Origin of the sequence: Klebsiella pneumoniae subsp. pneumoniae HS11286, from assembly GCF_000240185.1 — a bacterium.
GTDB lineage: Bacteria > Pseudomonadota > Gammaproteobacteria > Enterobacterales > Enterobacteriaceae > Klebsiella > Klebsiella pneumoniae.
Map to the genome: position 1 here is coordinate 2,924,316 of NC_016845.1, position 26,118 is coordinate 2,950,433.

The window sequence follows — 26,118 nt, forward strand, 5'->3', positions numbered from 1 at the left end:
TCCCTGTAAGGCTGATGCCAGCAGGGTACTGATTTTACAGCAGACCGCAACGTCGTTTGCTGCGCTCCTCCGCCTGTCGGTATAGTTCAAACTCATCCTGCACCGGGCAGCCCAGAGCTGCCTCAAACGCCTCGCGACTGGCGTTCCCGTGGCTGCGCGCCTGGGTTTCGTTGCCCAGATTGGACTGAAAAATGCCCGCCGCGCTGACCGGTAAAAAATCTTCATAAATAATCGGCTGGGCGACCACCCACCCGCGCTCAATCAGCGGCTGCGGATCGTCGCCCGGGCGAAACGCCTGGCGATGTGCCTCACCCGTGGGCGTCAGGCGGTAGCGAAACCAGGCCAGCCCCTGCTGACGGAGCAGAAATTCGCTGTCGGGAAATTCGCTAAACACCTCCTGTAGATGCTGCTGGTGGCTGAGATTGTCTTTCCCGGTTCCTGCCGCCTGCAGCAGCCGATCGTACAGCGCGCGCCCTTTCGGCGTCAGCGCCACGCCCCGCTGCTCAATTTCGCCAAAGCGGGCGCTATGGGTGCCTCGGTGTTCTCCGGCGAACATCACCGGCTCCTCAAGCGCCTTAAAGCTGGTCTGCCGCAGGAGGATCGGGACCTCCCGGCGCGGTGGCCCTTCAATCAACGCTTTGGGTTCAATACCGCACTCCGGCATCAGGGACTGGACGCGGTCAATATCCAGCGTCCGCGGCGTGAGATGGTTGATATGACACCCCGGGAAACAGACCACATCGGCAATCAGGCGGTGCTCGCGATGCAGAGCATGGTAAGTCTCCTCATCGACGGTGGCTTGCCGGTGCCAGCGGAACGTCTCCAGCGCCTCCTGGACAAACTCGCGCGCGTCGGCAGAGGTGAATTCGCCCTCTGCTTCATACTGCGCAATCAGCGCCAGGCAGCGGGGGGTGAAGATTTTGCGCCGCGCGAGGATCGCCTCGGCCCGCTCGCGCAGGGCGCGATTTTCAATCAGCTCCAGGCGCAGCAGCGAGGTGAAAATCCGAAATGGATTGCGCGCCAGCGCGGCATCGTCGATGGGACGAAACGCCGTGGAGTGGACCGGCACGCCGGCCTGCGAGAGATCGTAATAGCTAACGGGATACATCCCCATGATGGCAAACATGCGACGGAGCGTCGCCAGTTCTTCCGCTGTGCCCACGCGAATCGCGCCGTGGCGCTCCACGTTTAAGCGCGCCAGCTCGTCAGCGTTAGCGAGCTGTTCATGCAGCTGCGGATAATTTTCCAGTACCGCCAGGTTGACGTCAGCCACCAGCTCCAGCAGCGTTCCGTACTGCGGAACTTCCTGCTGGTACATGGCCGACATGGCCTGCGAAAAGTGCTCCCGAATCTCATCAGCCGTGATGGTGTTCGCCATGATGTGTTACCTCCAGTGAATACTTCCTGGAGTGTAGGAAAGCTGCCTCGCCGCGGGGGAAGAATTTACAAACTGTGATGGCGATAACCTGCCGCCGGTCCAGGTCATTGCGCAAAACATAACCCATAGTTATGAAAAACACCCTGTAATTTCACTTTAAATTAACAATACATTTACACACACTGCTTCTGGCGACATTACAACAATATGCCCCTCTACCGTCTACACGGAGTACCCTATGAACGACAAATGGTCCCCACGTGAGGTTGTCCATCGCGATTACAGTAGCCACCCGCCCGCTTACGCGCCGGGCTATAAAACCAGCGTCCTGCGCTCGCCAAAAAACGCCCTCATCTCTCTGCAGAACTCGCTGTCAGAGATCACCGGCCCGGTATTTAGCCGCGACGACCTCGGCCCTCTGGATAATGACCTAATCCTGAACTATGCCAAAGAAGGCCTGCCGATCGGCGAGCGGATCATCGTCCACGGTTACGTGCGCGATGGATTCGGCCGACCGATGAAAAATACGCTGGTGGAAGTCTGGCAAGCCAATGCTGGCGGTCGCTACCGGCATAAAAAAGATCAGTATCTGGCGCCGATTGACCCGAACTTTGGCGGCTGCGGCCGGGTGCTTACCGATGAAAACGGCTATTACTGTTTTCGCACCATCAAACCTGGCCCCTACCCCTGGCGCAACCAGGCCAGCGACTGGCGTCCGGCGCATATCCATTTTTCTCTCTCAGGCGACGCCTGGGCCCAGCGCCTGATCACCCAGATGTATTTTGAAGGCGACCCGCTGATTAAGCAGTGCCCGATCGTCAGGACTATTAATAATGACGACGCCGTGCGCACGCTGATCGCCGAGCTGGACATGCACGCCGCCGTACCGCTGGATTGTCTGGCCTACCGCTTCGACCTTGTTCTGCGCGGCCACCGCGCCACGCTGTTTGAAAATCGCACTCAGGGGGCCGCCCGATGAAAGAGTATCTGCCTGAAACCGCCTCGCAGACGGCGGGACCCTATGTTCATATCGGCCTGGCGCCGGACGCCGCAGGCTTTCATATTTTTGAGAAAAATTTTGGCCCGGTCCTCACTACCGCCGATACCGCCGGGGAGCGCATCACCATTGAAGGCCGGGTCATCGACGGCTCCGGGACGCCGGTCCGCGATGTGCTGCTGGAGATCTGGCAGGCCAACGCCGCGGGTCGCTATAACCATCCTGACGATCGTCAACAGCATAAAGCCGTCGACCCGGCCTTCCGCGGCTGGGGGCGTACCTGCTCTGATTTCACCTCCGGCATTTGGCGCTTTGAAACCATCAAGCCGGGCCCGGTGGTCGGTCGCGATGGCCGGCTGATGGCGCCGCACGTCAACCTGTGGGTGGTGGCGCGGGGGATCAATATTGGCCTGAATACGCGGATGTACTTTGCCGATGAACACGAGGCCAACGCCAGCGACCCGGTGCTGAATCTCATCGAGTGGGAGGTGAGACGCAAAACCTTAATCGCCGAGCGCGAGGTTCGCGGTACGGAAGTGGTCTATCGTTTTGACATTCATCTGCAGGGCGAGAACGAAACCGTCTTTTTCGATATTTAGCCGTCGCGGTGACCACCACCTTCGCCCCGTTTCTGCGGGGCGAAGGCGTTTTCAACCACAGGGAAAGATCTTGTCATGTAACCAACTCAAATGTTAATAATATTTTGCTATCTGGTTATCAAATTTAAACAAGTCCGCTTGTCTCTTTCACCGCTGTGTTTTTAACATCATCTTACTATGGAAAAAAATGGTCTCTTCAGTCAGCGCATTCGCTTGCGCCATCTACACACCTTCGTGGCCGTCGCTCAACAGGGAACGCTGGGGCGCGCGGCTGAAACATTAAATCTGAGCCAGCCAGCACTCTCGAAAACGCTTAACGAGCTAGAACAGCTGACCGGTACCCGGCTGTTCGAGCGGGGTCGTCTTGGGGCGCAGCTAACCCTGGTCGGCGAACAGTTTCTGACGCATGCCGTTAAGGTGCTTGACGCCCTTAATTCGGCCGGCCAGGCGCTGAACCGCAAAGAGGGCCTGAATAACGACATCGTGCGCATCGGCGCGCTGCCCACCGCCGCGCTGGGGATCCTGCCGACGGTGATCGGCCAGTTTCACAAGCAGCAAAAAGATATCACGCTGCAGGTCGCCACTATGAACAACACCATGCTGCTCGCCGGCTTAAAATCCGGGGAGATCGACATCGGCATTGGACGTATGTCCGACCCGGAGCTGATGAGCGGGCTGCATTACGAACTGTTGTTCCTTGAATCCCTGAAGCTGGTGGTTCGCCCGGGACATCCCCTGCTTCAGGAGACGGTGACCCTTAGTCGGGTGATGGAGTGGCCGGTGGTGGTCTCACCTAAAGGCACCGTGCCGCGGCAAAACGCCGAAGCGCTGCTCCAGAGCCAGGGCTGTAAGATGCCCGCCGGCTGCATCGAGACCCTCTCCGCCTCCCTGTCGCGCCAGCTGACGGTGGATTTTGACTATGTCTGGTTTGTCCCTTCCGGGGCGGTAAAAGACGATCTTCGCCGTGGCGTGCTAACCGCCCTGCCGATCGCCACCCAGGGCGCCGGAGAGCCCATCGGCATTTTAACCCGCGTCGATGCGACACTGACCCCGGGTACGCAGACGCTGCTCAGCGCTATCCGTAAGTCCATGCCTGCCTGACCCCCCTTTCTCCCCGGCCCGCAGCGGCCGGGGAACCTGCAAACGCGCCGACGCCGCTCCCCATGACGTTAGACATATTCGGCAAAATAATCATTTAGTGCGAAATTATTTATTAACATTTGCGCAAACTTCTTTAACAGATCTATCATGTCTCGATTTCACCAAATGGTTCACTCGAAATCTAATCAAGCAACAAATACAGTTTTATGAAGGTTAAAACCACTTCATTCAAAAATGATTCAAAAGCAACATGTTTCATTTGGTTCACAGTGAGGTGGCTGGTGTGGTTAAGGAGATTACATGGCAACTGGCAACGCGCCGCGCGGATTCCCCCGGATCCTGCAGTGGCTTCTCGCCGGACTGATGCTCATCATCGGTCTGGCTGTGGGTATTCTTGGGGCAAAACTGGCCCTCGTCGGCGGTACACTGTACTTCGCGCTGATGGGCGTGGTCATGGTCATCGCGGCGGTGTTGATTTTCCGCAACCGCCGCGGCGGTATTCTGTTATACGCCGTGGCGTTTATCGCCTCGGTGATCTGGGCGATTAGTGACGCTGGCTGGAACTACTGGCCGCTCTTCTCGCGCCTGTTTGCGCTCGGCGTACTGGCCTTCCTGGCCGCCCTGGTCTGGCCTTTCCTCGCCAGCCCACCGGCGAAAAAAGGCCCGGCCTATGGCGTCGCCGCCGTTCTCGCCGTGGCGCTGGCGGTGAGCTTTGGCTGGATGTTCAAATCCGCACCGCTGGTCAGCGCGACTGAAGCGGTACCAGTCAAGCCCGTCGCGCCAGGCGAACAGCAGAAAAACTGGGCGCACTGGGGTAACACCACCCACGGCGACCGTTTCGCCGCCCTCGACCAAATCAACAAACAAAACGTCAACCAGCTGCAGGTTGCCTGGGTAGCGCATACTGGCGATATCCCACAGAGCAACGGCTCGGGCGCAGAAGATCAGAACACCCCGCTGCAGATTGGCGATACTCTCTATGTCTGTACCCCTTACAGTAAAGTGCTGGCGCTGGATGTGGACAGCGGAAAAGAGAAATGGCGCTATGACTCCAAATCCTCTTCACCCAACTGGCAGCGCTGCCGGGGCTTAGGCTATTATGAAGATAGCCAGGCGCAAACCGCGCCAGCGGCAGGCACGCAGCCGGCCGCCTGTTCCCGTCGTCTGTTCCTGCCGACCATCGACGCCCGCCTGATCGCCATTGATGCCGATACCGGCAAACTGTGCGAAAGCTTCGGCGATCGCGGTATTGTCGACCTCAGCGTCGGCATGGGTGAAGTGAAAGCGGGTTACTATCAGCAGACCTCCACCCCGCTGGTGGCGGGCAATGTGGTGGTGGTGGGCGGCCGCGTCGCGGATAACTACTCCACTGGCGAACCACCGGGCGTGGTCCGCGCGTTTGATGTCCACACCGGCAAACTGGCATGGGCGTGGGATCCGGGCAATCCAGCGCTGACCGGTGTTCCGCCGGAAGGCCAGACCTACACGCGCGGTACGCCAAACGTCTGGTCGGCGATGTCCTACGACGCGAAGCTGAATCTGATCTATCTGCCCACCGGCAACGCCACGCCAGATTTCTTTGGCGGCGAACGTACCGCGCTGGACGATAAATACAGCTCCTCTATCGTGGCCGTGGATGCCACCACCGGCCAGGTGCGCTGGCACTTCCAGACCACACACCACGATCTGTGGGACTTTGACCTGCCGTCTCAGCCGCTGCTGTACGATCTGCCTGACGGCAAGGGCGGCACCACCCCGGTGCTGGTGCAGACCAGCAAGCAGGGCATGATCTTTATGCTCAACCGCGAGACCGGCGAGCCGGTGGCCAAAGTGGAAGAGCGTCCGGTGCCGGCGGGCAACGTCAAAGGTGAACGCTACTCGCCGACGCAACCTTACTCGGTAGGGATGCCGATGATCGGCAACCAGACGTTGACCGAGTCCGATATGTGGGGAGCGACACCGTTCGACCTGCTGCTGTGCCGTATTCAGTTCAAAGAGATGCGCCATCAGGGCGTCTTTACCCCGCCAGGTGAAGACCGTTCCCTGCAGTTCCCGGGCTCGCTCGGCGGCATGAACTGGGGCAGTGTTTCGCTGGATCCAAACAACAGCCTGATGTTTGTCAACGATATGCGTCTGGGCCTGGCCAACTATATGGTGCCGCGCGCGAAGGTGGCGAAAGACGCCAGCGGGATCGAGATGGGCATCGTGCCGATGGAAGGCACGCCGTTTGGCGCGATGCGCGAACGTTTCCTGTCGCCGCTGGGCATTCCGTGCCAGAAGCCGCCGTTCGGCACCATGTCCGCGGTGGATCTGAAAACCGGGAAACTGGTGTGGCAGGTGCCGGTTGGCACCGTAGAAGACACCGGGCCGCTGGGGATCCGTATGCACATGCCAATTCCAATCGGCATGCCGCCCCTTGGCGCATCGCTGGCAACGCAGTCCGGACTGCTGTTCTTCGCCGGCACCCAGGATTTCTACCTGCGCGCCTTTGATACCGCCAACGGCAAAGAGATCTGGAAATCGCGTCTGCCGGTCGGCAGCCAGTCCGGCCCGATGACCTACGTCTCACCGAAAACCGGTAAGCAGTACATCATTATCAATGCCGGCGGCGCCCGTCAGTCACCGGATCGCGGCGATTACATCATCGCCTACGCGCTCCCAGACCATCACTGATCGACATAAACAAAAGGGCCCATCCGGGCCCTTTTTTTATGGGTGACGATTCGCCTTCAGCGTCGGGGATTACTGGTCGCCAAAGTGGATCACGGTGCGAATCGATTTACCTTCATGCATCAGATCAAAGGCCTCGTTAATCTGCTCCAGCGGCAGGCGATGGGTAATAAACGGATCGAGGCGAATTTTACCCGCCATGGCGTCTTCCACCATGCCCGGCAGCTGACTGCGCCCTTTTACGCCGCCGAAGGCGGAACCGCGCCACACGCGGCCGGTCACCAGCTGGAACGGACGGGTCTTGATCTCCTGCCCGGCGCCGGCTACACCGATGATCACGCTCTCACCCCAGCCTTTATGGCAGCACTCCAGCGCCGCGCGCATCACATTTACATTGCCGATGCACTCGAAGCTGAAATCCACCCCGCCGTCGGTCAACTCAACGATCACATCCTGAATCGGCTTATCGTAGTCGTTCGGATTGATAAAATCGGTCGCGCCCATCTCTTTAGCGAGAGTGAACTTATCCGGGTTGGTATCAACCGCCAGAATGCGCCCGGCCTGCGCCTGCACCGCGCCCTGGATCACCGCCAGACCAATGCCGCCCAGACCAAAGACCGCGACGGTATCCCCGGCCTTGACCTTCGCCGTGTTATGCACCGCGCCGATACCGGTGGTTACGCCGCAGCCCAGCAGGCACACTTTATCCAAAGGCGCCTGCGGATTGACTTTCGCCAGCGAAATCTCGGCGCAAACCGTATATTCGCTGAAGGTGCTGGTGCCCATATAGTGATAGATCGGTTCGCCATTGTACGAGAAACGAGTGGTGCCGTCCGGCATCAGTCCTTTACCCTGGGTGGCACGCACCGCCTGACAGAGGTTGGTTTTACCCGACTTACAGAATTTGCACTCGCCACATTCGGCGGTATACAGCGGAATGACGTGATCGCCCGGCTTAAGGCTGGTGACGCCCTCGCCTACTTCCACGACAATCCCGCCGCCCTCATGGCCCAGCACCGCCGGGAAGACACCTTCCGGATCGTCACCGGAGAGGGTGAAGGCATCGGTATGACACACCCCGGTGTGGGTGATTTTCACCAGAACTTCGCCTTTTTTCGGCGGCGCGACGTCAATCTCAACGATTTTTAACGGCTGACCGGGGCCGAAGGCCACTGCTGCGCGTGATTTCATAACTGTCTCTTCCTCGTCGTGATGTTATTTTAAATAGGATCGTAGCAGATGACCGACCTCTGCCATTCTCGCGGCCCGCTGCTCAGGGGTGGTGTCGCCGCTGACCAGCTCGTCCTGCAGGTGGATCTCCACCATTTCGCCCATCAGGCCGTTCGCCGCCCCGCGAATCGAGGCGATCTGCTGCAGAATAGTCATACAGGGCTCGCCGGACTCCAGCGCGCGCTCAAGGGCTTCGACCTGGCCGCGGATGCGTCTTACGCGGCTGAGCGCCCGTTTTTTATCTTCAGGTGAATGTGGCACGATTACGCCTCCGTATCATATAGGGGGGTATACTATATTCTATTAACGGTGAAGGCAAAAAAAAACCCCGTCGCGGGACGGGGTCAGGAAGTGAAAGAGGATGATTTAGCGCTTACGAGGCATCATTCGCAGCAGAGTATTATCCTTCCACCAGTAATGATGGAGCAGCGCGGCGAGAGCATGCAGGCCAATCACAAAGTACCCGGCATTGGCCAACCATTCATGGATCGCCTTCAGGGTATCCACCCGCTCAAAATCGCTCTGCGGGGCATACGGCATGGTCAGACCAAAGGCATACCAGGGGTTACCGCGCCAGTACATCATCACCATGCCGATCAACGGCAAGGCAATGAACAGCAAATAGATCGCCAGGTGACCAAGATGGGCGAAACCGGTCATCATCGGCGATGGTTTCGGTACGATCGGCGGCGCCGGCGATTTCAGCCGCACCAGCAGACGCGCCACCATCAGCACGAAAATGGTGATCCCGCAGGAAACATGCACCATATTAATCAATGGCCGTTCACTGCGGGGAAAAAACCCGCGCAGCTCCATCGCCGCATAGGCTACTACTACCAGCAAAAAAACCAGCCAGTGAATCCCAATCTGCAGGCCGGAATATTTATCGCGCATGGCATATCCTTTATGGAAAGTATGATGCTGCCAACATAGCGGCGTTCCCTTAAATTTTCATTAACCTTTACGTAGAATTAACAATTGATTACCGCTTTCTGCCGAGCCGCTATGCCACGCTTAACGCACGCTCTTTCCTGGCCGAACGACAAACCGTCCACCGGTCATTACAAAATTACACAGTTTTGTTACTTACCGCGCTACTGCCGCCGCTATAGTACAGAATGTCTGGCAGACCACACGGCCCTGGGAGATAAGAATGAAGGAAATCGGCTTACCGTTATTGCTACTGACCGCGCTGGCCAGTCCGGCTTTTGCTGCAGACTGTCAGCCAAACGGCATTGGCGGCTCTTTTTGCATTAACGATGACGGTACGACTACCGACACGGTGCCTAACGAAGTCAACGGCATGGATACGTACTCGAATAATGGCGGCTATACCAGTTCCCTGCCCGATCGGTCAGGGGCGGATGAAGCACTGGAAGGTTCATCGCTGTCGACGCAGCAAGGCGTCGGCAGCGGACAGAGCGACAGTGCGCTGGCGGGTCGCGACTGGCATTCGCCCGCCAATCTGAATGATGGCGCCGCCGCCTCCAGTATGAGCCTGCTGGATAAACCCTGAGGCCAGCGGCTAAGCGAGACTCCAGCCTGCGGCGCCGATGGCGAGGGCGAAAAGCAGGCAGGCCAGCGCCGTCTTGCGTAACAGCATGGTATAGAATGAAATTGCGACGCCAATGAATACCACCAGCAGAATCGGCCACATGCTTAATAACAACAGCAGAAAACCCTCAATATTGTTATGGATTACGCTCTCCACATCCGCATCCTTGCCTCATCGTCGATAAAGTAAGCAGAATTTAATATGTAACATGAATACATTCAAATAAAATATAATTGTAAATGGTTATGCACCGCCTCCTGCGGTTGGCGGTGGGTCACTTTCACGCGTCCGGAGCTTTGGCATCAGAAGCAGTTCGCAAAAAAACACGTCAGGATTGTTCCATGACCCTTTAGCGGTACGCTCGTATTCTCGCTGGTATCCTGCAAATTCTTCACGCCATTATTCGGCGCGGGTATCGGACACAATGCGCCGGCGATGACAGTCGCCTGGTTGCAGTTTATCCCCCTGAGCGGAACGCACATCCAGATACTGAAGGGGCTGGCCGTGCGCGTTATCCAGCAGGACCGAATAGGTTTCCCCTTGCTCAAACATATAACGCTCTCCCCATTGCCGCAGCGCCACAACAATGGGAAACACGGAGCGCCCCTTTTCAGTCAGGACATATTCCTTGTATGCGCTGCCATCCGATGCCGGTAAAATCTCGAAAATACCGATATCAACCAGATGCTTCAGCCGCGAGGCAAGGATATTTTTGGCCAGCCCCAAATTTTTTTGAAACTCGCTGAATCTCCGCACATCGTCAAATGCTTCGCGGATAATCATCAGGCACCAGCGTTCACCAATTGATTCCAACGTTCTCGCCACCGGACATTCACTGGTTCTAAGTGATTCCTGCTTTGCCATCTGCGCGCTCCTTATCAATTTATCTACTGATCTAGCTTAATCCTCACCTTTACCAGTTGCAAAAAAAAACCAGCAAGGCTAATTCTATAGGTACACTAGTTTTAAAAAGCAACCAGACAGAGGGTCTCTTATGAAATGTAAGGCAAGTAGATGTACCGGCCAAAGGATCCAAACTGCGTCAGTCCCTGACACGATGCTGACCACAGGGATAACGGCGTTGTTTTCACTAACCTGCGCGCTGGCAGTAGCCAATGTTTATTCAGCACAGCCTTTACTCGACTCGATGGCGGTCAGCCTGAAGGTGTCGCCAGGCATGATTGGCAGCGTCATCACCGCTACGCAGGCGGGCTATGCCATTGGCCTGCTGTTCCTGGTTCCGCTCGGGGACTGGTTGAACCGTAAATACGTGGTGATGAGTCAACTGTTGCTTTCAGTAGCGGCGTTAGTCGCGGCAGGGTTATCCCCCAATATAGTAACTCTGCTTGGCGCCATGCTGATCGTCGGCCTGATGGCCGTTGTGGTGCAGGTGCTGGTGGCCTGGGTGGCAATACTGGCGACGCCGCAGAAACGAGGCCAGGCGGTGGGTACCCTGACCAGCGGCATTGTTTCAGGCATCCTGTTATCTCGGTTTATCTCAGGCGCGATAGCCGATATCGCCGGCTGGCGAGCCGTGTATCTCACGGCTGCCTGTCTGATGTTGATGATTGCCGGGATCGTCTGGAAAATCATGCCTTCGCCCCCGCAGCAGCCGCAGCCGCAAAAGCCGACTTACCTTTCCTTATTGAAGTCCGTGTTTCAGCTGTACCTCACCGAGCCGCAACTGAGAAAGCGCGGGATCCTGGCGCTATTTATCTTCGCCGCTTTCAGCATGCTATGGACGACCATGGTCATGCCGCTCACCGCCCTTTCCCTCTCGCACACCCAGACGGGGATGTTTGGCTTAGCCGGCTTCGCTGGCATGCTGGCCGCCGCCAGAGCGGGCAAGTGGGCTGACCAGGGATGGGCTCAGCGCACTACCGGCCTGGCGCTGGCGCTGCTGACCATCTCATGGCTTCCTATCGGCTATGCCGAAACCTCTCTGCTTTGGCTGATAGCTGGCGTCATTGCGCTGGACTTTGCGGTACAGGCCGTTCATGTCTCCAGCCAGAGCCTGATCATTGCCGCCAGGCCTGCAGCGGCAAGCCGCCTGGTTGGGGCTTACATGTGTTTTTATTCGCTGGGCAGCGCGGCAGGGGCTATCGTTGCCACACAGCTTTATTCCCACTGGGGATGGCAGGCGGTCTGCCTTGCGGGCGCCGCGGTCAGCGCGTGTGCATTTCTGATCTGGTCAGGATCGCGTCAATCATGATATTCGTTCTGCGTTTTAAAGGGGCCCGTCAAAAAGACCGTAACGCTGACCTGATTGCTGCCAGCTATTTGTATCGCATACATTTTTTCAATGCTTTTAAACAGTTATGTTCATGTTGTATAATGACGTGCACTTTAACTAAAAAAAGAGTGCGACCATGATTGATTCCTCATTGCCATTAACCGACATTCATCGTCATCTTGACGGTAACATCCGGGCCCAAACCATCCTCGATCTTGGCCGCGAATTTAATATCGCTCTTCCCGCAACCACCCTCGACACGCTGCGTCCGCACGTCCAGGTCACCAGCCTTGAGCCCGATCTGGTTAGTTTCCTCGCCAAGCTCGACTGGGGGGTAAAGGTCCTGGCCTCGCTGGAAGCCTGTCGCCGCGTGGCGTATGAGAACGTCGAAGACGCGGCGCGAAATGGCCTGCACTACGTTGAGCTGCGCTTCTCTCCCCGCTATATGGCGATGACCCACCGGCTGCCGGTCGACGGCGTGGTAGAGGCGGTAATTGCCGGGGTTCAAGAGGGATGCCGCGATTTCCAGGTCGACGCCCGGCTGATCGGTATTCTGAGCCGCACCTTCGGCGAAGCCGCCTGTCAGGAAGAGCTGGCGGCGCTGCTCGCCCACCGCGAGGGCATCACTGCCCTCGACCTCGCCGGCGATGAGCTCGGCTTCCCGGGTACGCTGTTCCGCAACCATTTTAACCAGGCCCGCGACGCCGGGTGGCATATCACCGTCCACGCGGGCGAAGCGGCCGGCCCGGAAAGTATCTGGCAGGCCATTCGTGAGCTGGGCGCGGAGCGCATCGGCCATGGGGTTAAAGCGGTAGAGGATCCAGCCCTGATGGACTACCTGGCCGAGCACCGCATCGGGATTGAATCCTGCCTGACCTCGAACGTGCAAACCAGCACCGTGGCCTCCCTGGCCCAGCATCCGCTGAAGCAGTTCCTTGAGCACGGCGTGCTGGCGAGCCTCAACACTGACGATCCGGCGGTCCAGGGTGTGGACATCATTCACGAGTATACCGTGGCGGCGCCGGCGGCAGGGCTGAGCCGGGAGCAGATCCGTCAGGCGCAGATCAACGGCCTGACCCTGGCGTTCCTCGGCGAACAGGAAAAAGCCGCCCTCATTCAGCGGGTTGCCAAAGGCTGATAACCGGCCCGGCAGCCGTGCTGCCGGGCTCCTCCTCAGACCAGGCTGAGCGTGGCGCGATGTCTGGCCGACTCGATACCCAACTCAATCAGGGTCATTATCTGAATCGCCTCGCTGGCCGAGACCGGGTTTTCCCCTACGCCGTTAAGCGCGTCGCGGATAGCGGCATAGTAAGCGGGATAATTACCCGGTAGCGTCAGCCATTTCTCCTGACTACGTTCATCCCCTTCCGCACGGGTCAGGGTACCGTCGCGCATATCATATCCCCAGTCCTCCTGCGGCAGCCGTTCACCGTTTTTTAGCCGCTCCTCCTGCGGGTCAAGGCCGTACTTAATATAGCTGGCCCGCGAGCCGTGGACGATAAAGCGCGCGCTCTCCGCGGCGGCGAGTAACGTACCATGCAGTACTACCCGCCGCTGCGGATAGGCCAGCACGGCGTGAAAATAGTCGGTGGATTGCGCGCCGGGCCGAAGCTGCGCGAGGTCCACCGTGATGCTTACCGGCAGGCCAAACAGCACCACGACCTGGTCGAGCAGATGCGGCGCGAGGTCATACCATATGCCGCTGCCAGGACCTGCCTGCTCACGCCAGCGCTGGCGCACCTGTGGTCGGAAGCGATCGAAATGCGACTCGAAGTAACACACCTCCCCCAGCTGACCTTCGTTGATCAACGCGCTGACCGTTAAGAAATCGCTGTCCCAGCGCCGGTTATGAAACACCGAAAGTATCCGACCGCAGTGCTTCGCCAGGCTTTCCAGCTCGCGAGCTTGTGACAGTGTCACGGTAAAGGATTTATCCACCACAACATGCTTTCCCGCCTCCAGCGCCGCTTTCGCCAGCGGAAAGTGGGTGTCGTTCGGGGTGGCGATGACCACCAGATCGATATCCGGGTCGTCCAGCAGATCCCCCGGCGCACTCATTACCTTCACGCCAGGCCAATCGGCATGGACCTTATCGGCGTCGCTGCTGGCGACCGCCTTCAGCGCCATACCCGGCGTGCCGCCGATCAACGGCGCATGAAACGTTTTGCTGGCGTAACCGAACCCCACCAGCCCCACCCGGATCGCATCGCTCATCTTACCGCCTCGCTTATGCAACTGATATCAACACCAGGTTAATGAGAATAATTTTACAAACCGTGAGCAAAACTTATCATTCCTTACTTTGCGACTTACATGCAAGTGTGAGAAATCAGACAGATACCCCTTGTGATCTGCTGACCATCGAGTAACATTTCACGCTGTGTTCAAAGGATATTGAAGTGTTATGACAACTGTTTTTACCCGTATTGTAGAACTTATTGGCTGGGTTGTTTTTGGTATTTCGGCACTGCTTTTGGTTATCGCACACCATATAGATAACTATCAGTCCCCACCGCCAGCGGATGTGGTGCACACGAAGTAGCTCCGCGTTAAAACAGTGACCCGCCTCGCAACTGTGCAACCGGTTTCAGAAACCGGTTGCACGTATGCTCGCGCTTTTATTACACTCCCTTTATCATCAGACAGGGAGCTTTTTCATGGCCGCTTTTCCGCACAATTTCTTATGGGGTGCCGCTACCGCAGCGTATCAGGTTGAGGGAGGACACGACGCCGACGGTAAAGGACCGTCAATCTGGGATATCTACTCTCATCTGCCGGGTACCACCTTTGAAGGCACCACCGGCGATATTGCCGTCGACCACTATCACCGTTTTCGCGAAGACGTGGCGTTAATGGCCGAAATGGGCCTGCAAAGCTATCGATTCTCCATCTCCTGGCCCCGCCTGCTGCCCGCCGGGCGCGGTAAGGTGAATGAAGCGGGAGTCCAGTTTTACAGCGATCTGATCGACGAACTGCTGGCGCACAATATTGAGCCGATGATCACCCTCTATCACTGGGATCTGCCGCAGGCCCTGCAGGATGAGGGCGGCTGGGAAGCGCGCACTACCGCCGAGGCCTTCGCCGAGTACGCCCGCCTGTGCTATGCGCGCTTTGGTTCACGGGTGAAGCTGTGGGCTACCTTCAACGAAACCATTGTCTTCATTGGGCACGGCTACATTAACGGCCTCCATCCCCCGGCGGTCCGCGATCCGGCGCGTGCTATTCAGGCCTGCCACCACGTATTTATCGCCCATGCGCTGGCGGTGAAGGCCTTTCGCGAGATGGCTGTGGCCGGCGAGATTGGCTTCGTCAACGTACTGCAACCGCATACCCCGCTCACCGACAGCGAGGCGGACATTAAGGCCACCGAACTGGCTGACGCCATCCATACTCACTGGCTGTACGATCCGGTGCTGAAAGGCACCTATCCTGCCGACCTGCTGGCGCAGACCCAGGCGCTGTGGGGGGTACCTCGCTTTGCTCCAGGCGACGACGCGCTGCTCCGTGACAACCGCTGCGACTTTATCGGTCTGAATTACTATCGCCGGGAAACGGTATCTGCCCAGCCGCCTGAGATCGCTACCGGCGGTGAGCCTGGCGTGGAGGGATTATTCTATTTCGTGCGTAATCCCCAGAGTACATATACCGAATGGGGCTGGGAAATCTGGCCGCAGGGGCTAACTGACGGCATTATGATGATTAAGGCGCGCTATGGCGATATTCCGATATATATCACCGAGAATGGCCTCGGCGCGAAGGACCCGATTATTGACGGGGAAGTGGTCGACGACCCGCGGATTGATTATCTCAGCAGCCATATTGGCGCCCTCGAAAAAGCGCTGGCGCTGGGGGCAGATGTGCGCGGCTATTACCCCTGGTCATTTATCGATCTGCTGAGCTGGCTCAACGGCTATCAAAAGCAATATGGTTTTGTCTATGTCGATCACCAGCAAAATCTGGCGCGGAAACGAAAGAAGAGTTTTTATTGGTACAAATCTGTTATTGCCAGTCACGGCGAACAGCGTTAATCTTCTCTTGCGGGCGCCATTCGGCGCCCGGTCTGATTTTAGAATATTCTTAAACTTCTCCCTGCTCTTCAAGGCTGGCTTTGCCCCTTGTCATGGGTTTATATAACCTGATTCATTCCACGCGGCCCCAGCAGAAGGCGCCGTTGGTTGAGAGTAGGTTTAGTGAATGCTGATAATATTCAACGCAATAATTCCGATTATAAAATGGATACGAAAATGACCGTGCTGGACTACTTATTAAAATTTCGCAAAATCAGTTCGCTGGAAAGCCTTGAAAAACTATTTGATCACCTTAACTACTCCCTGACTGACACCCAGGAGATCGTGAATATGTATCGCGCCGCCGATCATCGTCGCGCAGAGCTGGTCTCCGGTGGTAAATTGTTCGATGTGGGCCAGGTTCCTAAATCCGTTTGGCGATTCGTGCAGTAAGGCTGTCATCCTTCACGCCAGTTGCTTATACTTCCCGGCCTGATTTTATTCACTGGCGTTGAATAGGGGAGAAACATGACGTCTCAATCTGCAGAGCGCATCGGCGGATGGCTGCTGGCTCCGCTGGCCTGGTTGCTGGTGGCGCTGCTGAGCGCCTCGTTATCGCTGCTGTTTTTTGCCAATGCGCTGATGTCGCCGCAGACCTATACACTACTGCGCGCCATGAGCGCGGGCCATATGGCGCTGTGGGTCGCCTCGCTGCTGTTTGCCCTCGCCATGTGGTATTACACGCTCTGGCTGACTATCGCCTTTTTCAAGCGGCGCTCGGTGGTGCCGAAACACTACATTATCTGGCTGCTCATCACCCTGCTGCTGGCGATAAAGGCTTTTGCCTTCTCGCCGGTCTCGGATGTGCTTGCCCTGCGTCAGCTGCTGTTTCCGCTGCTGGCCGCTGCGCTGCTGGCGCCCTATTTTCGCCGTTCGCAGCGGGTAAAACGGACTTTTGTTAATCCGTAATACCCCCACACTTAACCTGTTGTCGCTGGTATCGTTTTATTCGATAATAAGCGGCTTTTTTTCGTCTCAGGTCGCATGATGGCTGATTATTTACTGCTCTTTATTGGTACAGTCCTGGTCAATAACTTCGTTCTGGTGAAGTTTCTTGGTCTGTGCCCGTTTATGGGGGTTTCCAAAAAGCTGGAAACCGCAATGGGGATGGGGCTCGCTACCACCTTCGTGATGACCCTGGCCTCTATTTGCGCCTGGCTGATTGATACCTGGATCCTTATCCCGCTAAATTTGGTTTATTTGCGTACCCTGGCCTTTATTCTGGTTATCGCCGTGGTGGTTCAGTTTACTGAGATGGTGGTGCGTAAAACCAGCCCGGCGCTCTATCGCCTGCTGGGGATCTTTCTACCGCTGATCACCACCAACTGTGCCGTACTCGGGGTAGCGCTGCTGAATATTAATCTGGGCCACAATTTCCTGCAGTCGGCGCTGTACGGCTTTGCCGCCGCCGTCGGCTTCTCGCTGGTAATGGTGCTGTTCGCGGCGATCCGTGAACGCCTGGTGGTGGCCGATGTCCCCGCGCCGTTTCGCGGTAATGCCATCGCGCTGATTACCGCCGGTTTAATGTCTCTGGCCTTCATGGGCTTTAGTGGTTTGGTGAAGTTGTAATGAGCGCAGTCTGGATAGCCGTGATCGCCATCAGCCTGTTAGGGCTGATTTTCGGCTTAATACTGGGATACGCCTCGCGTCGTTTCGCGGTGCAGGACGACCCGGTGGTGGAAAAAATTGATGAGCTATTGCCGCAGAGCCAGTGTGGGCAGTGCGGGTACCCTGGGTGTCGCCCCTATGCGGAAGCAGTCGGCGTACAGGGTGAGAAAATAAACCGCTGCGCGCCGGGTGGCGAAGCGGTGATGTTAAAAATCGCCGCCTTGCTGAACGTCGACCCGCAGCCTGTCGACGGCGATGCACAGGAAGCGGAGCCGGCCCGCATGCTCGCGGTAATTGACGAGCCGAACTGCATTGGCTGTACCAAGTGTATCCAAGCCTGTCCGGTGGATGCCATCGTTGGGGCGACCCGCGCCATGCATACCGTGATGAGCGACCTGTGCACCGGCTGCAATTTGTGCGTCGCCCCCTGCCCGACCCAGTGCATTTCACTCGTTCCGGTGGCCACCACCCCGGAGACCTGGAAATGGGATCTGCATACGATCCCGGTGCGAAATATTCCTGTGGAACAACATGTTTAAGCTATTTTCCGCTTTCCGAAAAGACAAGGTCTGGGATTTCAACGGCGGTATTCACCCGCCTGAGATGAAAACCCAGTCTAACGGCACCCCGCTGCGTCAGGTTTCCCTGCCGCAGCGCTTTGTTATCCCGTTGAAGCAGCACATTGGCGCCGAGGGCGAACTGTGCGTTAAAGTGGGCGACCGGGTGCTGCGCGGCCAGCCGCTGACCCGCGGCTGGGGAAGAATGCTGCCCGTTCACGCCCCGACCTCCGGCACCATTGCCGCCATCGCTCCGCACACTACCGCGCACCCGTCGGCGCTGGCGGAGATGAGCGTGATCATTGACGCCGACGGCGAAGACCGCTGGATCGAGCGCGATGGCTGGAGCGACTATCAGACCCGCACGCGTGAAGCGCTGATCGAGCGTATCCACCAGTTTGGCGTTGCTGGCCTCGGCGGCGCAGGATTCCCCACCGGCAGTAAACTGCGCGGTGGCGGAGATAAAATTAAAACGCTGATCATTAACGCCGCCGAGTGCGAGCCCTATATCACGGCGGATGACCGCCTGATGCAGGACTGCGCGGCGCAGATTGTCGAGGGTATCCGCATCCTCGCTCATATACTGCAGCCTGAAGAAGTGCTGATCGGCATTGAAGACAATAAGCCGCAGGCCATCTCAATGCTGCGGGCGGTGCTCTGCGACGCCCATGGCATTTCGCTGCGCGTGATCCCCACCAAATATCCCTCCGGTGGCGCCAAGCAGCTCACCCAAATTCTTACCGGCAAACAGGTACCGCACGGCGGTCGTTCATCGGACATTGGCGTGCTGATGCAGAACGTCGGTACGGCTTATGCGGTGAAACGCGCGGTGGTTGACGGTGAGCCGTTAACCGAGCGCGTGGTCACCCTCACCGGCGAAGCGGTAACCAGACCGGGCAATGTCTGGGCGCGTCTTGGCACGCCGGTGCGCCATCTATTGAACGATGCCGGCTTCTGCCCCAGCGCCGAGCCAATGGTGATCATGGGCGGCCCGCTGATGGGCTTTACCCTGCCGTGGCTCGACGTCCCGGTGGTGAAGATAACCAACTGTTTGCTGGCGCCTTCCGCCAGCGAGATGGGCGAACCGCAGGAAGAGAAAGGCTGCATTCGCTGCAGCGCCTGCGCTGACGCCTGCCCGGCCGATCTGCTGCCGCAGCAGCTGTACTGGTTCAGCAAAGGTCAGCAGCACGATAAAGCCACTGCCCATAATCTGGCGGACTGCATCGAGTGCGGCGCCTGCGCGTGGGTATGTCCAAGTAATATTCCGCTGGTGCAGTACTTCCGTCAGGAAAAGGCCGAGATCGCGGCGATTCGTCAGGAAGAGCAGCGCGCTGCGGAAGCCAAAGCCCGATTCGAGGCCCGACAGGCGCGCCTGGAGCGTGAGAAAGCCGCGCGCGCCGAGCGGCATAAAAAAGCCGCCGTTCAGCCTGCCGCCAAAGATCAGGAGGCGATTAGCGCCGCCCTGGCCCGGGTACGGGATAAACAGCGCGATGCCGCGCAGCCGATCGTGATCCAGGCCGGCGCCAAACCTGACAACAGCGAGGCGATTGCCGCCCGCGAAGCGCGTAAGGCTGAGGCCCGGGCGCGCAAAGCGCAGCAGCAGGCCGCGCCGATGGTAGCCCCGGCCGCCGAACCGGTCGATCCACGCAAGGCGGCGGTGGAAGCCGCTATCGCCCGCGCCCAAAGCGCGTAAAGCCGAACAGCAGGCCGAGCCGGTGGACGCCCCGGCCGCCGAACCGGTCGACCCGCGCAAAGGCGGCGGTGGAAGCCGCTATCGCCCGCGCCAAAGCGCGTAAAGCAGAACAGCAGGCCGCGCCGGTGGACGCCCCGGCCGCCGAACCGGTCGACCCGCGCAAGGCGGCGGTGGAAGCCGCCATCGCCCGCGCCAAAGCGCGTAAAGCCGAACAGCAGGCCGCGCCGGTGGACGCCCCGGCCGCCGAACCGGTCGACCCGCGCAAGGCGGCGGTGGAAGCCGCTATCGCCCGCGCCAAAGCGCGTAAAGCCGAACAGCAGGCCGCGCCGGTGGACGCCCCGGCCGTCAAACCGGTCGACCCGCGCAAGGCGGCGGTGGAAGCCGCTATCGCCCGCGCCAAAGCGCGTAAAGCCGAACAGCAGGCCACACAACAGGATCTCGCGTCAGCCGCAGCCAATGACGACCCGCGCAAAGCGGCCGTCGCCGCGGCTATCGCCCGCGTTCAGGCGCGTAAAGCAACACAGCAGGCAGTTAACGAGGAATAAATGGTTTTCAGAATCGCAAGCTCCCCCTATACCCATAACCAGCGGCAGACCTCGCGTATTATGCTGCTGGTGCTGCTCGCCGCTGTGCCTGGCATTGTGGTCCAGACCTGGTTTTTCGGCTGGGGCACCGTACTGCAGATTGTCCTCGCCGCCCTGACGGCCTGGGCGACCGAAGCCGCTATTCTCAAACTGCGTAAACAGCCTGTTGCTGCCACGCTGAAAGATAATTCCGCCCTGCTCACCGGCCTGCTGCTGGCGGTGAGTATTCCGCCACTGGCCCCGTGGTGGATGGTGGTGCTCGGCACTGCCTTTGCCGTAGTCATTGCCAAGCAGTTGTACGGAGGCCTGGGCCATAACCCCTTCAACCCGGCAATGATCGGCTATGTCGTGCTGCTGATTTCGTTCCCGGTGCAGATGACCTCCTGGCTGCCTTCCTATGAGATAGCCGCCCATATCCCGGCATTCAGCGACGCGCTGCAGATGATCTTCACCGGTCATACCGCCGCCGGAGGCGACATGGCCAGTCTGCGGCTGGGTATCGACGGCGTCAGCCAGGCCACCCCGCTGGATACCTTTAAAACCTCCCTGCATGCCGGACATAGCGTTCAGCAGGTGCTCCAATTGCCGGTCTACGGCGGCGTGCTGGCAGGTCTGGGCTGGCAGTGGGTGAATATCGCCTGGCTGGCAGGCGGCCTTTTCCTGCTGTGGCAGAAGGCGATCCGCTGGCATATCCCGGTCAGCTTCCTTGTTAGCCTCGGCCTGTGCGCCACCCTCGGCTGGATTTTTTCGCCGCAGAGCCTGGCCTCACCGCAGATGCATTTGCTCTCCGGGGCGACCATGCTTGGCGCCTTCTTTATCCTGACCGATCCGGTGACGGCCTCAACAACCAACCGCGGCCGTCTGATCTTTGGCGCCCTCGCTGGCCTGCTGGTCTGGCTCATCCGCAGCTTCGGTGGTTATCCGGACGGCGTGGCGTTTGCCGTTCTGCTGGCGAATATTACCGTGCCGCTGATCGATTACTACACGCGCCCGCGCGTATATGGCCACCGTTGAGAGAGCAATGATGTTAAAAACGATGCGTAAACACGGCGTCACGCTGGCGCTGTTTGCCGCCGGTTCCACCGGGCTGACGGCGGCGATCAATGAGCTGACCAAAAGCACCATCGACCAGCAGGCGGCCCTGCAGCAAAAGGCGTTATTCGACCAGGTTTTACCTGCCGACCGCTATAATAACGATCTGCTTAAGAGCTGCTATCTGGTCAGCGCCCCGGCGCTGGGCAAAGGCCAGCATAAAGTGTGGATCGCCAAAAATAACGATCGACCGATCGGCGCGGTGATGGAAGCCACCGCGCCGGACGGCTACTCCGGAGCAATACAGCTGCTGGTTGCCGCCGATTTTAGCGGCACGGTCCTCGGCACCCGCGTAACTGAGCATCATGAAACGCCGGGCCTGGGTGATAAAATCGAACTTCGCCTGTCGGACTGGATTACCCATTTTGCCGGGAAAGTCATCCACGGCCAGGGCGATAGCCACTGGGCGGTCAAAAAGGATGGCGGCGATTTTGACCAGTTCACCGGCGCCACCATCACCCCCCGGGCGGTGGTCAATGCCGTTAAGCGCGCAGGCTTATATGCACAAACGCTGCCTGCGCAACTTCCTGAATTCACCGCCTGTGGAGAATAACCATGAGCGAAGTTAAAGACGTCATCGTCCAGGGCCTGTGGAAAAATAACTCCGCCCTGGTTCAGCTGTTAGGTATGTGTCCTCTGCTGGCGGTCACCTCGACCGCCACCAACGCCCTCGGGCTGGGTTTGGCCACCACCCTGGTGTTAACCCTGACCAACCTGACCATCTCCAGCCTGCGCCGCTGGACGCCGGCGGAGATCCGGATCCCCATCTACGTAATGATTATCGCCTCGGTGGTGAGCGTCGTGCAGATGCTGATCAACGCCTATGCCTTCGGCCTCTATCAGTCGCTGGGGATTTTCATCCCGCTTATCGTGACCAACTGCATCGTGGTCGGCCGCGCCGAAGCCTTTGCCGCCAAAAAAGGGCCAGCGCTGTCGGCACTGGACGGTTTCTCGATCGGCATGGGCGCTACCTGCGCGATGTTTGTGCTGGGCTCCCTGCGCGAGATCCTTGGCAACGGCACCCTGTTTGACGGCGCCGACAGTCTGCTTGGCAGCTGGGCGAAGGTTCTGCGCATCGAGGTTTTCCACACCGACCCCCCTTTCCTGCTGGCTATGCTGCCGCCAGGCGCCTTTATTGGCCTCGGTATGATGCTGGCGATTAAATACCTTATCGATGAACGTAGCAAACAGCGGAAGGCGCAAGCGGCCCGGGCCGTCTCTGTCGCCCCGTCCGACGTGACAGGGAAAGCATAATATGAACAAAGCCAAACGCCTGGCGATCCTTACCAGGCTGCGGGAAAACGATCCCCACCCCACCACCGAACTGCATTTCAGTTCGCCATTCGAGCTGCTGATTGCCGTCCTGCTTTCTGCACAGGCCACCGACGTAAGCGTCAACAAAGCGACAGCCAAACTCTATCCGGTGGCCAATACGCCCGCAGCGATGCTGGCCTTGGGGGTGGATGGGGTGAAATCGTATATCAAGACTATCGGCCTGTTTAACAGCAAAGCGGAAAACGTCATCAAAACCTGCCGCATCCTGTTGGAGCAGCACAATGGTGAGGTGCCGGAAGACAGAGCAGCGCTGGAGGCGCTACCCGGCGTGGGCCGTAAAACCGCCAACGTGGTACTAAATACCGCCTTTGGCTGGCCGACCATCGCCGTGGACACGCACATCTTCCGCGTCTGCAATCGGACGCAATTCGCCCCGGGCAAGAACGTTGAGCAGGTGGAAGAGAAGCTTCTGAAGGTGGTCCCCGCCGAGTTTAAGGTCGACTGTCATCACTGGCTGATCCTGCATGGGCGTTATACCTGTATTGCCCGCAAGCCGCGCTGCGGCTCCTGCCTGATTGAAGATCTTTGCGAATACAAAGATAAAGTCTACGCCTGACTGTCTCGTCTCTATTGCGGTCATAGCTTAACTCTGGGTTATGGCCCGCATTCATCTATTTCACCGGCCATTAACACCACATAATCATCATGATTATGGATGATTATCCGGTTATATAACAAACAACTAGTTCATTCATTTTTTATCAGCGCAAAATTTCTATGCATTTGTGATCCAGATCATGCTCGCAACTTTATGTTGATTGAATGTTACTGGAATGGAAATAAATGTCAGGCAATACAACGGATGAGTAAAGATTGTCAGGATAATGGCCCATGATTTTTTAAGATAATGGACCATATCACTATGCTTACGCCAGATCAGTAGAATATATCGCCTTTTCCCGGCAAACCGGCGAACCCAAAAGATAAAAATACCAACGATATCGAAACGGTAAAATTTAACGCTGTATAACATTCATATGTCCGGAGCATTATACCACCCTGATTATGTGTAACAGATTATTACAAAAGCCTTGCCTGATGCGCCAGGATAGTGAACATTACTTGCCGTTTTCCCTCCAAGAATAACTATAAAGGCGGCGGTCCAACGAGATTGCGCCCCGAACACCCCCCAGTAAATATGGGATGTAAAAAAAGAGGTATATGTGTCTACTGCAAACAATAAACCAGCAGAAAGCGTGAGTCTGAACGCTTTCAAACAACCACGCGCGTTCTATCTCATTTTCTCGATCGAGTTGTGGGAGCGTTTTGGTTACTACGGCCTGCAAGGGATCATGGCCGTTTACCTGGTAAAACAGCTGGGTATGTCGGAAGCGGATTCCATTACTCTGTTCTCCTCCTTTAGCGCGCTGGTTTATGGCCTCGTCGCCATTGGCGGCTGGCTGGGTGATAAAGTGCTGGGTACCAAGCGTGTCATCATGCTGGGCGCTATCGTGCTGGCGATTGGCTATGCGCTGGTGGCCTGGTCCGGTCATGACGCCGCTATCGTCTATATGGGTATGGCGACCATCGCCGTCGGTAACGGCCTGTTTAAAGCCAACCCGTCCTCCCTGCTTTCTACCTGCTATGACAAAAACGACCCACGTCTGGACGGTGCATTTACCATGTACTACATGTCCATCAACATCGGTTCGTTCTTCTCTATGCTGGCAACCCCGTGGCTGGCCGCACGTTTTGGCTGGAGCGTAGCGTTTGCCCTCAGCGTGGTGGGGATGGTGATCACCATTATTAACTTCGCCTTCTGTCAGAAATGGGTTAAACAGTACGGCTCTAAACCGGACTTTGCCCCGGTACACATGGGTAAACTGCTGGCGACCATCGCTGGCGTGGTGGTGCTGGTCGCTATCGCCACCTGGCTGCTGCACAACCAGGGTATCGCACGTATGGTGCTGGGCGTCGTCGCACTGGGTATCGTCGTGATTTTCGCCAAAGAAACCATAGGCCTGAAAGGCGCTCCGCGTCGTAAAATGATCGTCGCTTTCCTGCTGATGGTAGAAGCGATTGTCTTCTTCGTGTTGTACAGCCAGATGCCGACCTCGCTGAACTTCTTCGCCATCCGTAACGTGGAGCACTCGATCCTCGGTCTCGCCTTTGAACCGGAACAGTATCAGGCGCTGAACCCGTTCTGGATCATGATTGGTAGCCCGATTCTGGCCGCCATCTACAACAAGATGGGCGACCGCCTGCCGATGCCGCACAAATTTGCTATCGGTATGGTACTGTGCTCTGGCGCATTCCTCGTCCTGCCTCTAGGGGCGAAGTTCGCCAGCGACGCCGGTATCGTCTCGGTCAACTGGCTGATTCTGAGCTACGCGCTGCAGTCTATCGGTGAACTGATGATTTCCGGCCTCGGCCTGGCGATGGTCGCTCAGCTGGTTCCTCAGCGTCTGATGGGCTTCATTATGGGCAGCTGGTTCCTCACCACGGCAGGCGCGGCGATCATCGCCGGGAAAATCGCTAACCTGATGGCAGTCCCGGAGAATGTCACCGATCCGCTGGTGTCGCTGGAAGTGTACGGTCACGTATTCCTGCAGATTGGTATCGTCACCGCGGTTATCGCCGCCCTGATGCTGCTGACCGCGCCGAAACTGAATCGTATGACTCAGGACGACAGCGCGGACATTAAAGCACGCGAAACCGCGGCTGCCTGACGCCGCAGGGAAAACTAATTATTTTTAAGCCGCTAACGTTAGTTTAGCGGCTTTTTTTTTACCCCTGGCAGGACTAACATACAGAAAACTGCAGCCACGAGGAGTCACGCATGAAACTGTTCTACAAACCCGGCGCCTGTTCCCTTGCCTCGCATATTGCCCTGCGCGAAAGCGGTCTGGATTTTACCCTGCAGAGCGTGGATCTGGCCCAAAAACGGCTGGAAAACGGGGAAGACTATCTGCAGTTCAACCCGAAAGGTCAGGTGCCGGCGCTGCTGCTGGATGATGATATCCTGCTCACTGAGGGCGTAGCCATCATGCAGTACATCGCAGACCAGGTGCCGGATCGTCATCTGCTGGCGCCGGTGGGCTCGATTGCGCGCTATCAGACTCTCGAATGGCTGAACTATGTGGCCACCGAGCTGCATAAAAGCTTTACCCCGCTGTTCCGCCCGGATACCCCGGAGGACTATAAGCCTGTCGCGCGGGGGCTGCTTGAGAAAAAGCTGCAATACGTTGATGCAGCGCTGGCAGACAAACAGTGGCTGACCGGCCATCGCTTCACCATTGCCGATGGTTATCTGTTTACGGTGCTGCGCTGGGCCTATGCTATAAAACTGGATATGGCTGCCTATGGTCATATCGGCAGCTGGATGACGCAGGTGGCAGCGCGTCCGGCGGTGGCTGCCGCACTGGCGGCTGAAGGCTTAAAATAAGGCCTGAACCTGCCCGGCGGACCGTCGGGCAGGC

General features: G+C 57.8%; 28 protein-coding genes and 1 other annotated feature. Of the genes, 20 read left to right on the forward strand and 8 right to left on the reverse strand.

Going from position 1 to position 26,118, the window contains the following annotated elements:
• Nucleotides 1–34: 34 nt before the first annotated feature.
• Nucleotides 35–1,378, reverse strand: a complete 1,344-nt coding sequence (locus KPHS_29250; RefSeq protein YP_005227225.1) for a VOC family protein — start codon at nucleotides 1,376–1,378, stop codon at nucleotides 35–37.
• 238 nt (nucleotides 1,379–1,616) lie between these two features.
• Here KPHS_29250 and KPHS_29260 point away from each other — a divergent pair, with 238 nt between their 5' ends.
• The 4 genes from KPHS_29260 (at nucleotide 1,617) to KPHS_29290 (ending at nucleotide 6,748) form a co-directional block, all read left to right on the forward strand.
• On the forward strand, nucleotides 1,617–2,357 hold the full coding sequence (locus KPHS_29260) for a protocatechuate 3,4-dioxygenase subunit beta (RefSeq protein ID YP_005227226.1): 741 nt from the start codon (nucleotides 1,617–1,619) through the stop codon (nucleotides 2,355–2,357).
• Nucleotides 2,354–2,974 carry an intradiol ring-cleavage dioxygenase gene (locus tag KPHS_29270; protein ID YP_005227227.1) on the forward strand — a complete coding sequence of 207 codons (621 nt, stop codon included), beginning with the start codon at nucleotides 2,354–2,356 and terminating at the stop codon, nucleotides 2,972–2,974. The genes KPHS_29260 and KPHS_29270 overlap by 4 nt, the downstream gene beginning before the upstream one ends.
• A 177-nt stretch (nucleotides 2,975–3,151) precedes the next feature.
• Nucleotides 3,152–4,075 carry a putative transcriptional regulator (LysR family) gene (locus tag KPHS_29280; RefSeq protein YP_005227228.1) on the forward strand — a complete coding sequence of 308 codons (924 nt, stop codon included), beginning with the start codon at nucleotides 3,152–3,154 and terminating at the stop codon, nucleotides 4,073–4,075.
• Nucleotides 4,076–4,375: 300 nt separating this feature from the next.
• Nucleotides 4,376–6,748: a glucose dehydrogenase gene (locus KPHS_29290; protein YP_005227229.1), complete on the forward strand. Its 2,373-nt coding sequence runs from the start codon at nucleotides 4,376–4,378 to the stop codon at nucleotides 6,746–6,748.
• 69 nt (nucleotides 6,749–6,817) lie between these two features.
• Here the strand turns inward: KPHS_29290 and KPHS_29300 are convergent, their stop codons facing one another.
• From KPHS_29300 to KPHS_29320, 3 genes are all read right to left on the reverse strand, one after another.
• Entirely contained in the window at nucleotides 6,818–7,936 is a 1,119-nt protein-coding gene (locus tag KPHS_29300) for an alcohol dehydrogenase class III (RefSeq protein ID YP_005227230.1), read from the reverse strand.
• Nucleotides 7,937–7,960: 24 nt separating this feature from the next.
• Nucleotides 7,961–8,236 carry a metal/formaldehyde-sensitive transcriptional repressor gene (locus tag KPHS_29310; protein ID YP_005227231.1) on the reverse strand — a complete coding sequence of 92 codons (276 nt, stop codon included), beginning with the start codon at nucleotides 8,234–8,236 and terminating at the stop codon, nucleotides 7,961–7,963.
• 105 nt (nucleotides 8,237–8,341) lie between these two features.
• Nucleotides 8,342–8,869 (reverse strand): cytochrome b561, encoded by a 528-nt coding sequence (locus KPHS_29320; protein ID YP_005227232.1) that lies wholly within the window; start codon nucleotides 8,867–8,869, stop codon nucleotides 8,342–8,344.
• 259 nt (nucleotides 8,870–9,128) lie between these two features.
• Here KPHS_29320 and KPHS_29330 point away from each other — a divergent pair, with 259 nt between their 5' ends.
• Nucleotides 9,129–9,491 (forward strand): hypothetical protein, encoded by a 363-nt coding sequence (locus KPHS_29330; RefSeq protein YP_005227233.1) that lies wholly within the window; start codon nucleotides 9,129–9,131, stop codon nucleotides 9,489–9,491.
• A gap of 9 nt (nucleotides 9,492–9,500) precedes the next feature.
• Here KPHS_29330 and KPHS_29340 read toward each other — a convergent pair whose 3' ends face one another.
• Together KPHS_29340 and KPHS_29350 are read right to left on the reverse strand one after the other, a co-directional pair.
• Nucleotides 9,501–9,686 carry a hypothetical protein gene (locus KPHS_29340; RefSeq protein YP_005227234.1) on the reverse strand — a complete coding sequence of 62 codons (186 nt, stop codon included), beginning with the start codon at nucleotides 9,684–9,686 and terminating at the stop codon, nucleotides 9,501–9,503.
• A gap of 243 nt (nucleotides 9,687–9,929) precedes the next feature.
• Nucleotides 9,930–10,313: a putative transcriptional regulator gene (locus KPHS_29350; protein ID YP_005227235.1), complete on the reverse strand. Its 384-nt coding sequence runs from the start codon at nucleotides 10,311–10,313 to the stop codon at nucleotides 9,930–9,932.
• A 274-nt stretch (nucleotides 10,314–10,587) separates the two neighbouring features.
• Between KPHS_29350 and KPHS_29360 the strand changes: the two genes are divergently transcribed.
• Both KPHS_29360 and KPHS_29370 read left to right on the forward strand, forming a co-directional pair.
• On the forward strand, nucleotides 10,588–11,742 hold the full coding sequence (locus tag KPHS_29360) for a major facilitator family transporter (protein YP_005227236.1): 1,155 nt from the start codon (nucleotides 10,588–10,590) through the stop codon (nucleotides 11,740–11,742).
• A gap of 157 nt (nucleotides 11,743–11,899) precedes the next feature.
• The gene (locus KPHS_29370) at nucleotides 11,900–12,901 is read left to right on the forward strand and encodes an adenosine deaminase (RefSeq protein YP_005227237.1); all 1,002 of its coding nucleotides are present in this window, start codon (nucleotides 11,900–11,902) and stop codon (nucleotides 12,899–12,901) included.
• A 35-nt stretch (nucleotides 12,902–12,936) separates the two neighbouring features.
• Here KPHS_29370 and KPHS_29380 read toward each other — a convergent pair whose 3' ends face one another.
• Entirely contained in the window at nucleotides 12,937–13,977 is a 1,041-nt protein-coding gene (locus KPHS_29380; protein ID YP_005227238.1) for a putative oxidoreductase, read from the reverse strand.
• A gap of 443 nt (nucleotides 13,978–14,420) precedes the next feature.
• On the opposite strand from KPHS_29380, the gene KPHS_29390 reads away from it, so the two are divergent.
• The 11 genes from KPHS_29390 to KPHS_29490 all read left to right on the forward strand — a co-directional run bounded on the left by KPHS_29390 (nucleotide 14,421) and on the right by KPHS_29490 (nucleotide 23,255).
• Nucleotides 14,421–15,791, forward strand: a complete 1,371-nt coding sequence (locus tag KPHS_29390; RefSeq protein ID YP_005227239.1) for a 6-phospho-beta-glucosidase — start codon at nucleotides 14,421–14,423, stop codon at nucleotides 15,789–15,791.
• Between the two features lie 162 nt (nucleotides 15,792–15,953).
• Nucleotides 15,954–16,223 carry an oriC-binding nucleoid-associated protein gene (locus KPHS_29400; protein YP_005227240.1) on the forward strand — a complete coding sequence of 90 codons (270 nt, stop codon included), beginning with the start codon at nucleotides 15,954–15,956 and terminating at the stop codon, nucleotides 16,221–16,223.
• A 75-nt stretch (nucleotides 16,224–16,298) separates the two neighbouring features.
• Nucleotides 16,299–16,739, forward strand: a complete 441-nt coding sequence (locus tag KPHS_29410) for a putative oxidoreductase (protein YP_005227241.1) — start codon at nucleotides 16,299–16,301, stop codon at nucleotides 16,737–16,739.
• Between the two features lie 78 nt (nucleotides 16,740–16,817).
• Nucleotides 16,818–17,399: a Na(+)-translocating NADH-quinone reductase subunit E gene (locus KPHS_29420; protein YP_005227242.1), complete on the forward strand. Its 582-nt coding sequence runs from the start codon at nucleotides 16,818–16,820 to the stop codon at nucleotides 17,397–17,399.
• 20 nt (nucleotides 17,400–17,419) lie between these two features.
• Nucleotides 17,420–17,977, forward strand: coding sequence for an electron transport complex protein RnfB (locus KPHS_29430; RefSeq protein YP_005227243.1), 558 nt, complete (start codon nucleotides 17,420–17,422; stop codon nucleotides 17,975–17,977).
• Complete coding sequence (locus tag KPHS_29440; RefSeq protein ID YP_005227244.1) at nucleotides 17,970–19,688, forward strand: electron transport complex protein; 1,719 nt, start codon at nucleotides 17,970–17,972, stop codon at nucleotides 19,686–19,688. Before KPHS_29430 ends, KPHS_29440 begins: the two co-directional genes overlap by 8 nt.
• Nucleotides 17,970–20,233 (forward strand) — a sequence feature (potential frameshift: common BLAST hit: gi|238895009|ref|YP_002919743.1| electron transport complex protein RnfC). (Overlaps the previous gene by 1,719 nt.)
• The gene (locus KPHS_29450) at nucleotides 19,757–20,233 is read left to right on the forward strand and encodes a hypothetical protein (RefSeq protein YP_005227245.1); all 477 of its coding nucleotides are present in this window, start codon (nucleotides 19,757–19,759) and stop codon (nucleotides 20,231–20,233) included. Its footprint overlaps the feature before it by 477 nt.
• Nucleotides 20,234–21,286: an electron transport complex protein RnfD gene (locus tag KPHS_29460; RefSeq protein ID YP_005227246.1), complete on the forward strand. Its 1,053-nt coding sequence runs from the start codon at nucleotides 20,234–20,236 to the stop codon at nucleotides 21,284–21,286.
• A gap of 7 nt (nucleotides 21,287–21,293) precedes the next feature.
• Nucleotides 21,294–21,917: an electron transport complex protein RnfG gene (locus tag KPHS_29470; RefSeq protein ID YP_005227247.1), complete on the forward strand. Its 624-nt coding sequence runs from the start codon at nucleotides 21,294–21,296 to the stop codon at nucleotides 21,915–21,917.
• 2 nt (nucleotides 21,918–21,919) lie between these two features.
• Nucleotides 21,920–22,618 carry an NADH-ubiquinone oxidoreductase gene (locus KPHS_29480; protein YP_005227248.1) on the forward strand — a complete coding sequence of 233 codons (699 nt, stop codon included), beginning with the start codon at nucleotides 21,920–21,922 and terminating at the stop codon, nucleotides 22,616–22,618.
• A gap of 1 nt (nucleotide 22,619) precedes the next feature.
• Nucleotides 22,620–23,255 (forward strand): endonuclease III, encoded by a 636-nt coding sequence (locus KPHS_29490; protein YP_005227249.1) that lies wholly within the window; start codon nucleotides 22,620–22,622, stop codon nucleotides 23,253–23,255.
• A 159-nt stretch (nucleotides 23,256–23,414) separates the two neighbouring features.
• On the opposite strand, the gene KPHS_29500 is transcribed toward KPHS_29490, so the two are convergent.
• Nucleotides 23,415–23,672: a hypothetical protein gene (locus KPHS_29500; protein ID YP_005227250.1), complete on the reverse strand. Its 258-nt coding sequence runs from the start codon at nucleotides 23,670–23,672 to the stop codon at nucleotides 23,415–23,417.
• A gap of 190 nt (nucleotides 23,673–23,862) precedes the next feature.
• On the opposite strand from KPHS_29500, the gene KPHS_29510 reads away from it, so the two are divergent.
• Nucleotides 23,863–25,368 carry a putative peptide transport protein gene (locus KPHS_29510; protein YP_005227251.1) on the forward strand — a complete coding sequence of 502 codons (1,506 nt, stop codon included), beginning with the start codon at nucleotides 23,863–23,865 and terminating at the stop codon, nucleotides 25,366–25,368.
• A 110-nt stretch (nucleotides 25,369–25,478) separates the two neighbouring features.
• Nucleotides 25,479–26,084, forward strand: a complete 606-nt coding sequence (locus KPHS_29520; protein ID YP_005227252.1) for a glutathionine S-transferase — start codon at nucleotides 25,479–25,481, stop codon at nucleotides 26,082–26,084.
• Nucleotides 26,085–26,118 lie beyond the last annotated feature (34 nt).

Bases quoted from the DNA above. Each gene is read 5' to 3' on its own strand.
- KPHS_29250 (YP_005227225.1), bottom strand. From the start codon at position 1,378: ATGGCGAACACCATCACGGCTGATGAGATTCGGGAGCACTTTTCGCAG.
- KPHS_29260 (YP_005227226.1), top strand. From the start codon at position 1,617: ATGAACGACAAATGGTCCCCACGTGAGGTTGTCCATCGCGATTACAGT.
- KPHS_29270 (YP_005227227.1), top strand. From the start codon at position 2,354: ATGAAAGAGTATCTGCCTGAAACCGCCTCGCAGACGGCGGGACCCTAT.
- KPHS_29280 (YP_005227228.1), top strand. From the start codon at position 3,152: ATGGAAAAAAATGGTCTCTTCAGTCAGCGCATTCGCTTGCGCCATCTA.
- KPHS_29290 (YP_005227229.1), top strand. From the start codon at position 4,376: ATGGCAACTGGCAACGCGCCGCGCGGATTCCCCCGGATCCTGCAGTGG.
- KPHS_29300 (YP_005227230.1), bottom strand. From the start codon at position 7,936: ATGAAATCACGCGCAGCAGTGGCCTTCGGCCCCGGTCAGCCGTTAAAA.
- KPHS_29320 (YP_005227232.1), bottom strand. From the start codon at position 8,869: ATGCGCGATAAATATTCCGGCCTGCAGATTGGGATTCACTGGCTGGTT.
- KPHS_29330 (YP_005227233.1), top strand. From the start codon at position 9,129: ATGAAGGAAATCGGCTTACCGTTATTGCTACTGACCGCGCTGGCCAGT.
- KPHS_29350 (YP_005227235.1), bottom strand. From the start codon at position 10,313: ATGATTATCCGCGAAGCATTTGACGATGTGCGGAGATTCAGCGAGTTT.
- KPHS_29360 (YP_005227236.1), top strand. From the start codon at position 10,588: ATGCTGACCACAGGGATAACGGCGTTGTTTTCACTAACCTGCGCGCTG.
- KPHS_29370 (YP_005227237.1), top strand. From the start codon at position 11,900: ATGATTGATTCCTCATTGCCATTAACCGACATTCATCGTCATCTTGAC.
- KPHS_29380 (YP_005227238.1), bottom strand. From the start codon at position 13,977: ATGAGCGATGCGATCCGGGTGGGGCTGGTGGGGTTCGGTTACGCCAGC.
- KPHS_29390 (YP_005227239.1), top strand. From the start codon at position 14,421: ATGGCCGCTTTTCCGCACAATTTCTTATGGGGTGCCGCTACCGCAGCG.
- KPHS_29410 (YP_005227241.1), top strand. From the start codon at position 16,299: ATGACGTCTCAATCTGCAGAGCGCATCGGCGGATGGCTGCTGGCTCCG.
- KPHS_29420 (YP_005227242.1), top strand. From the start codon at position 16,818: ATGGCTGATTATTTACTGCTCTTTATTGGTACAGTCCTGGTCAATAAC.
- KPHS_29440 (YP_005227244.1), top strand. From the start codon at position 17,970: ATGTTTAAGCTATTTTCCGCTTTCCGAAAAGACAAGGTCTGGGATTTC.
- KPHS_29460 (YP_005227246.1), top strand. From the start codon at position 20,234: ATGGTTTTCAGAATCGCAAGCTCCCCCTATACCCATAACCAGCGGCAG.
- KPHS_29470 (YP_005227247.1), top strand. From the start codon at position 21,294: ATGATGTTAAAAACGATGCGTAAACACGGCGTCACGCTGGCGCTGTTT.
- KPHS_29480 (YP_005227248.1), top strand. From the start codon at position 21,920: ATGAGCGAAGTTAAAGACGTCATCGTCCAGGGCCTGTGGAAAAATAAC.
- KPHS_29490 (YP_005227249.1), top strand. From the start codon at position 22,620: ATGAACAAAGCCAAACGCCTGGCGATCCTTACCAGGCTGCGGGAAAAC.
- KPHS_29500 (YP_005227250.1), bottom strand. From the start codon at position 23,672: ATGTTATACAGCGTTAAATTTTACCGTTTCGATATCGTTGGTATTTTT.
- KPHS_29520 (YP_005227252.1), top strand. From the start codon at position 25,479: ATGAAACTGTTCTACAAACCCGGCGCCTGTTCCCTTGCCTCGCATATT.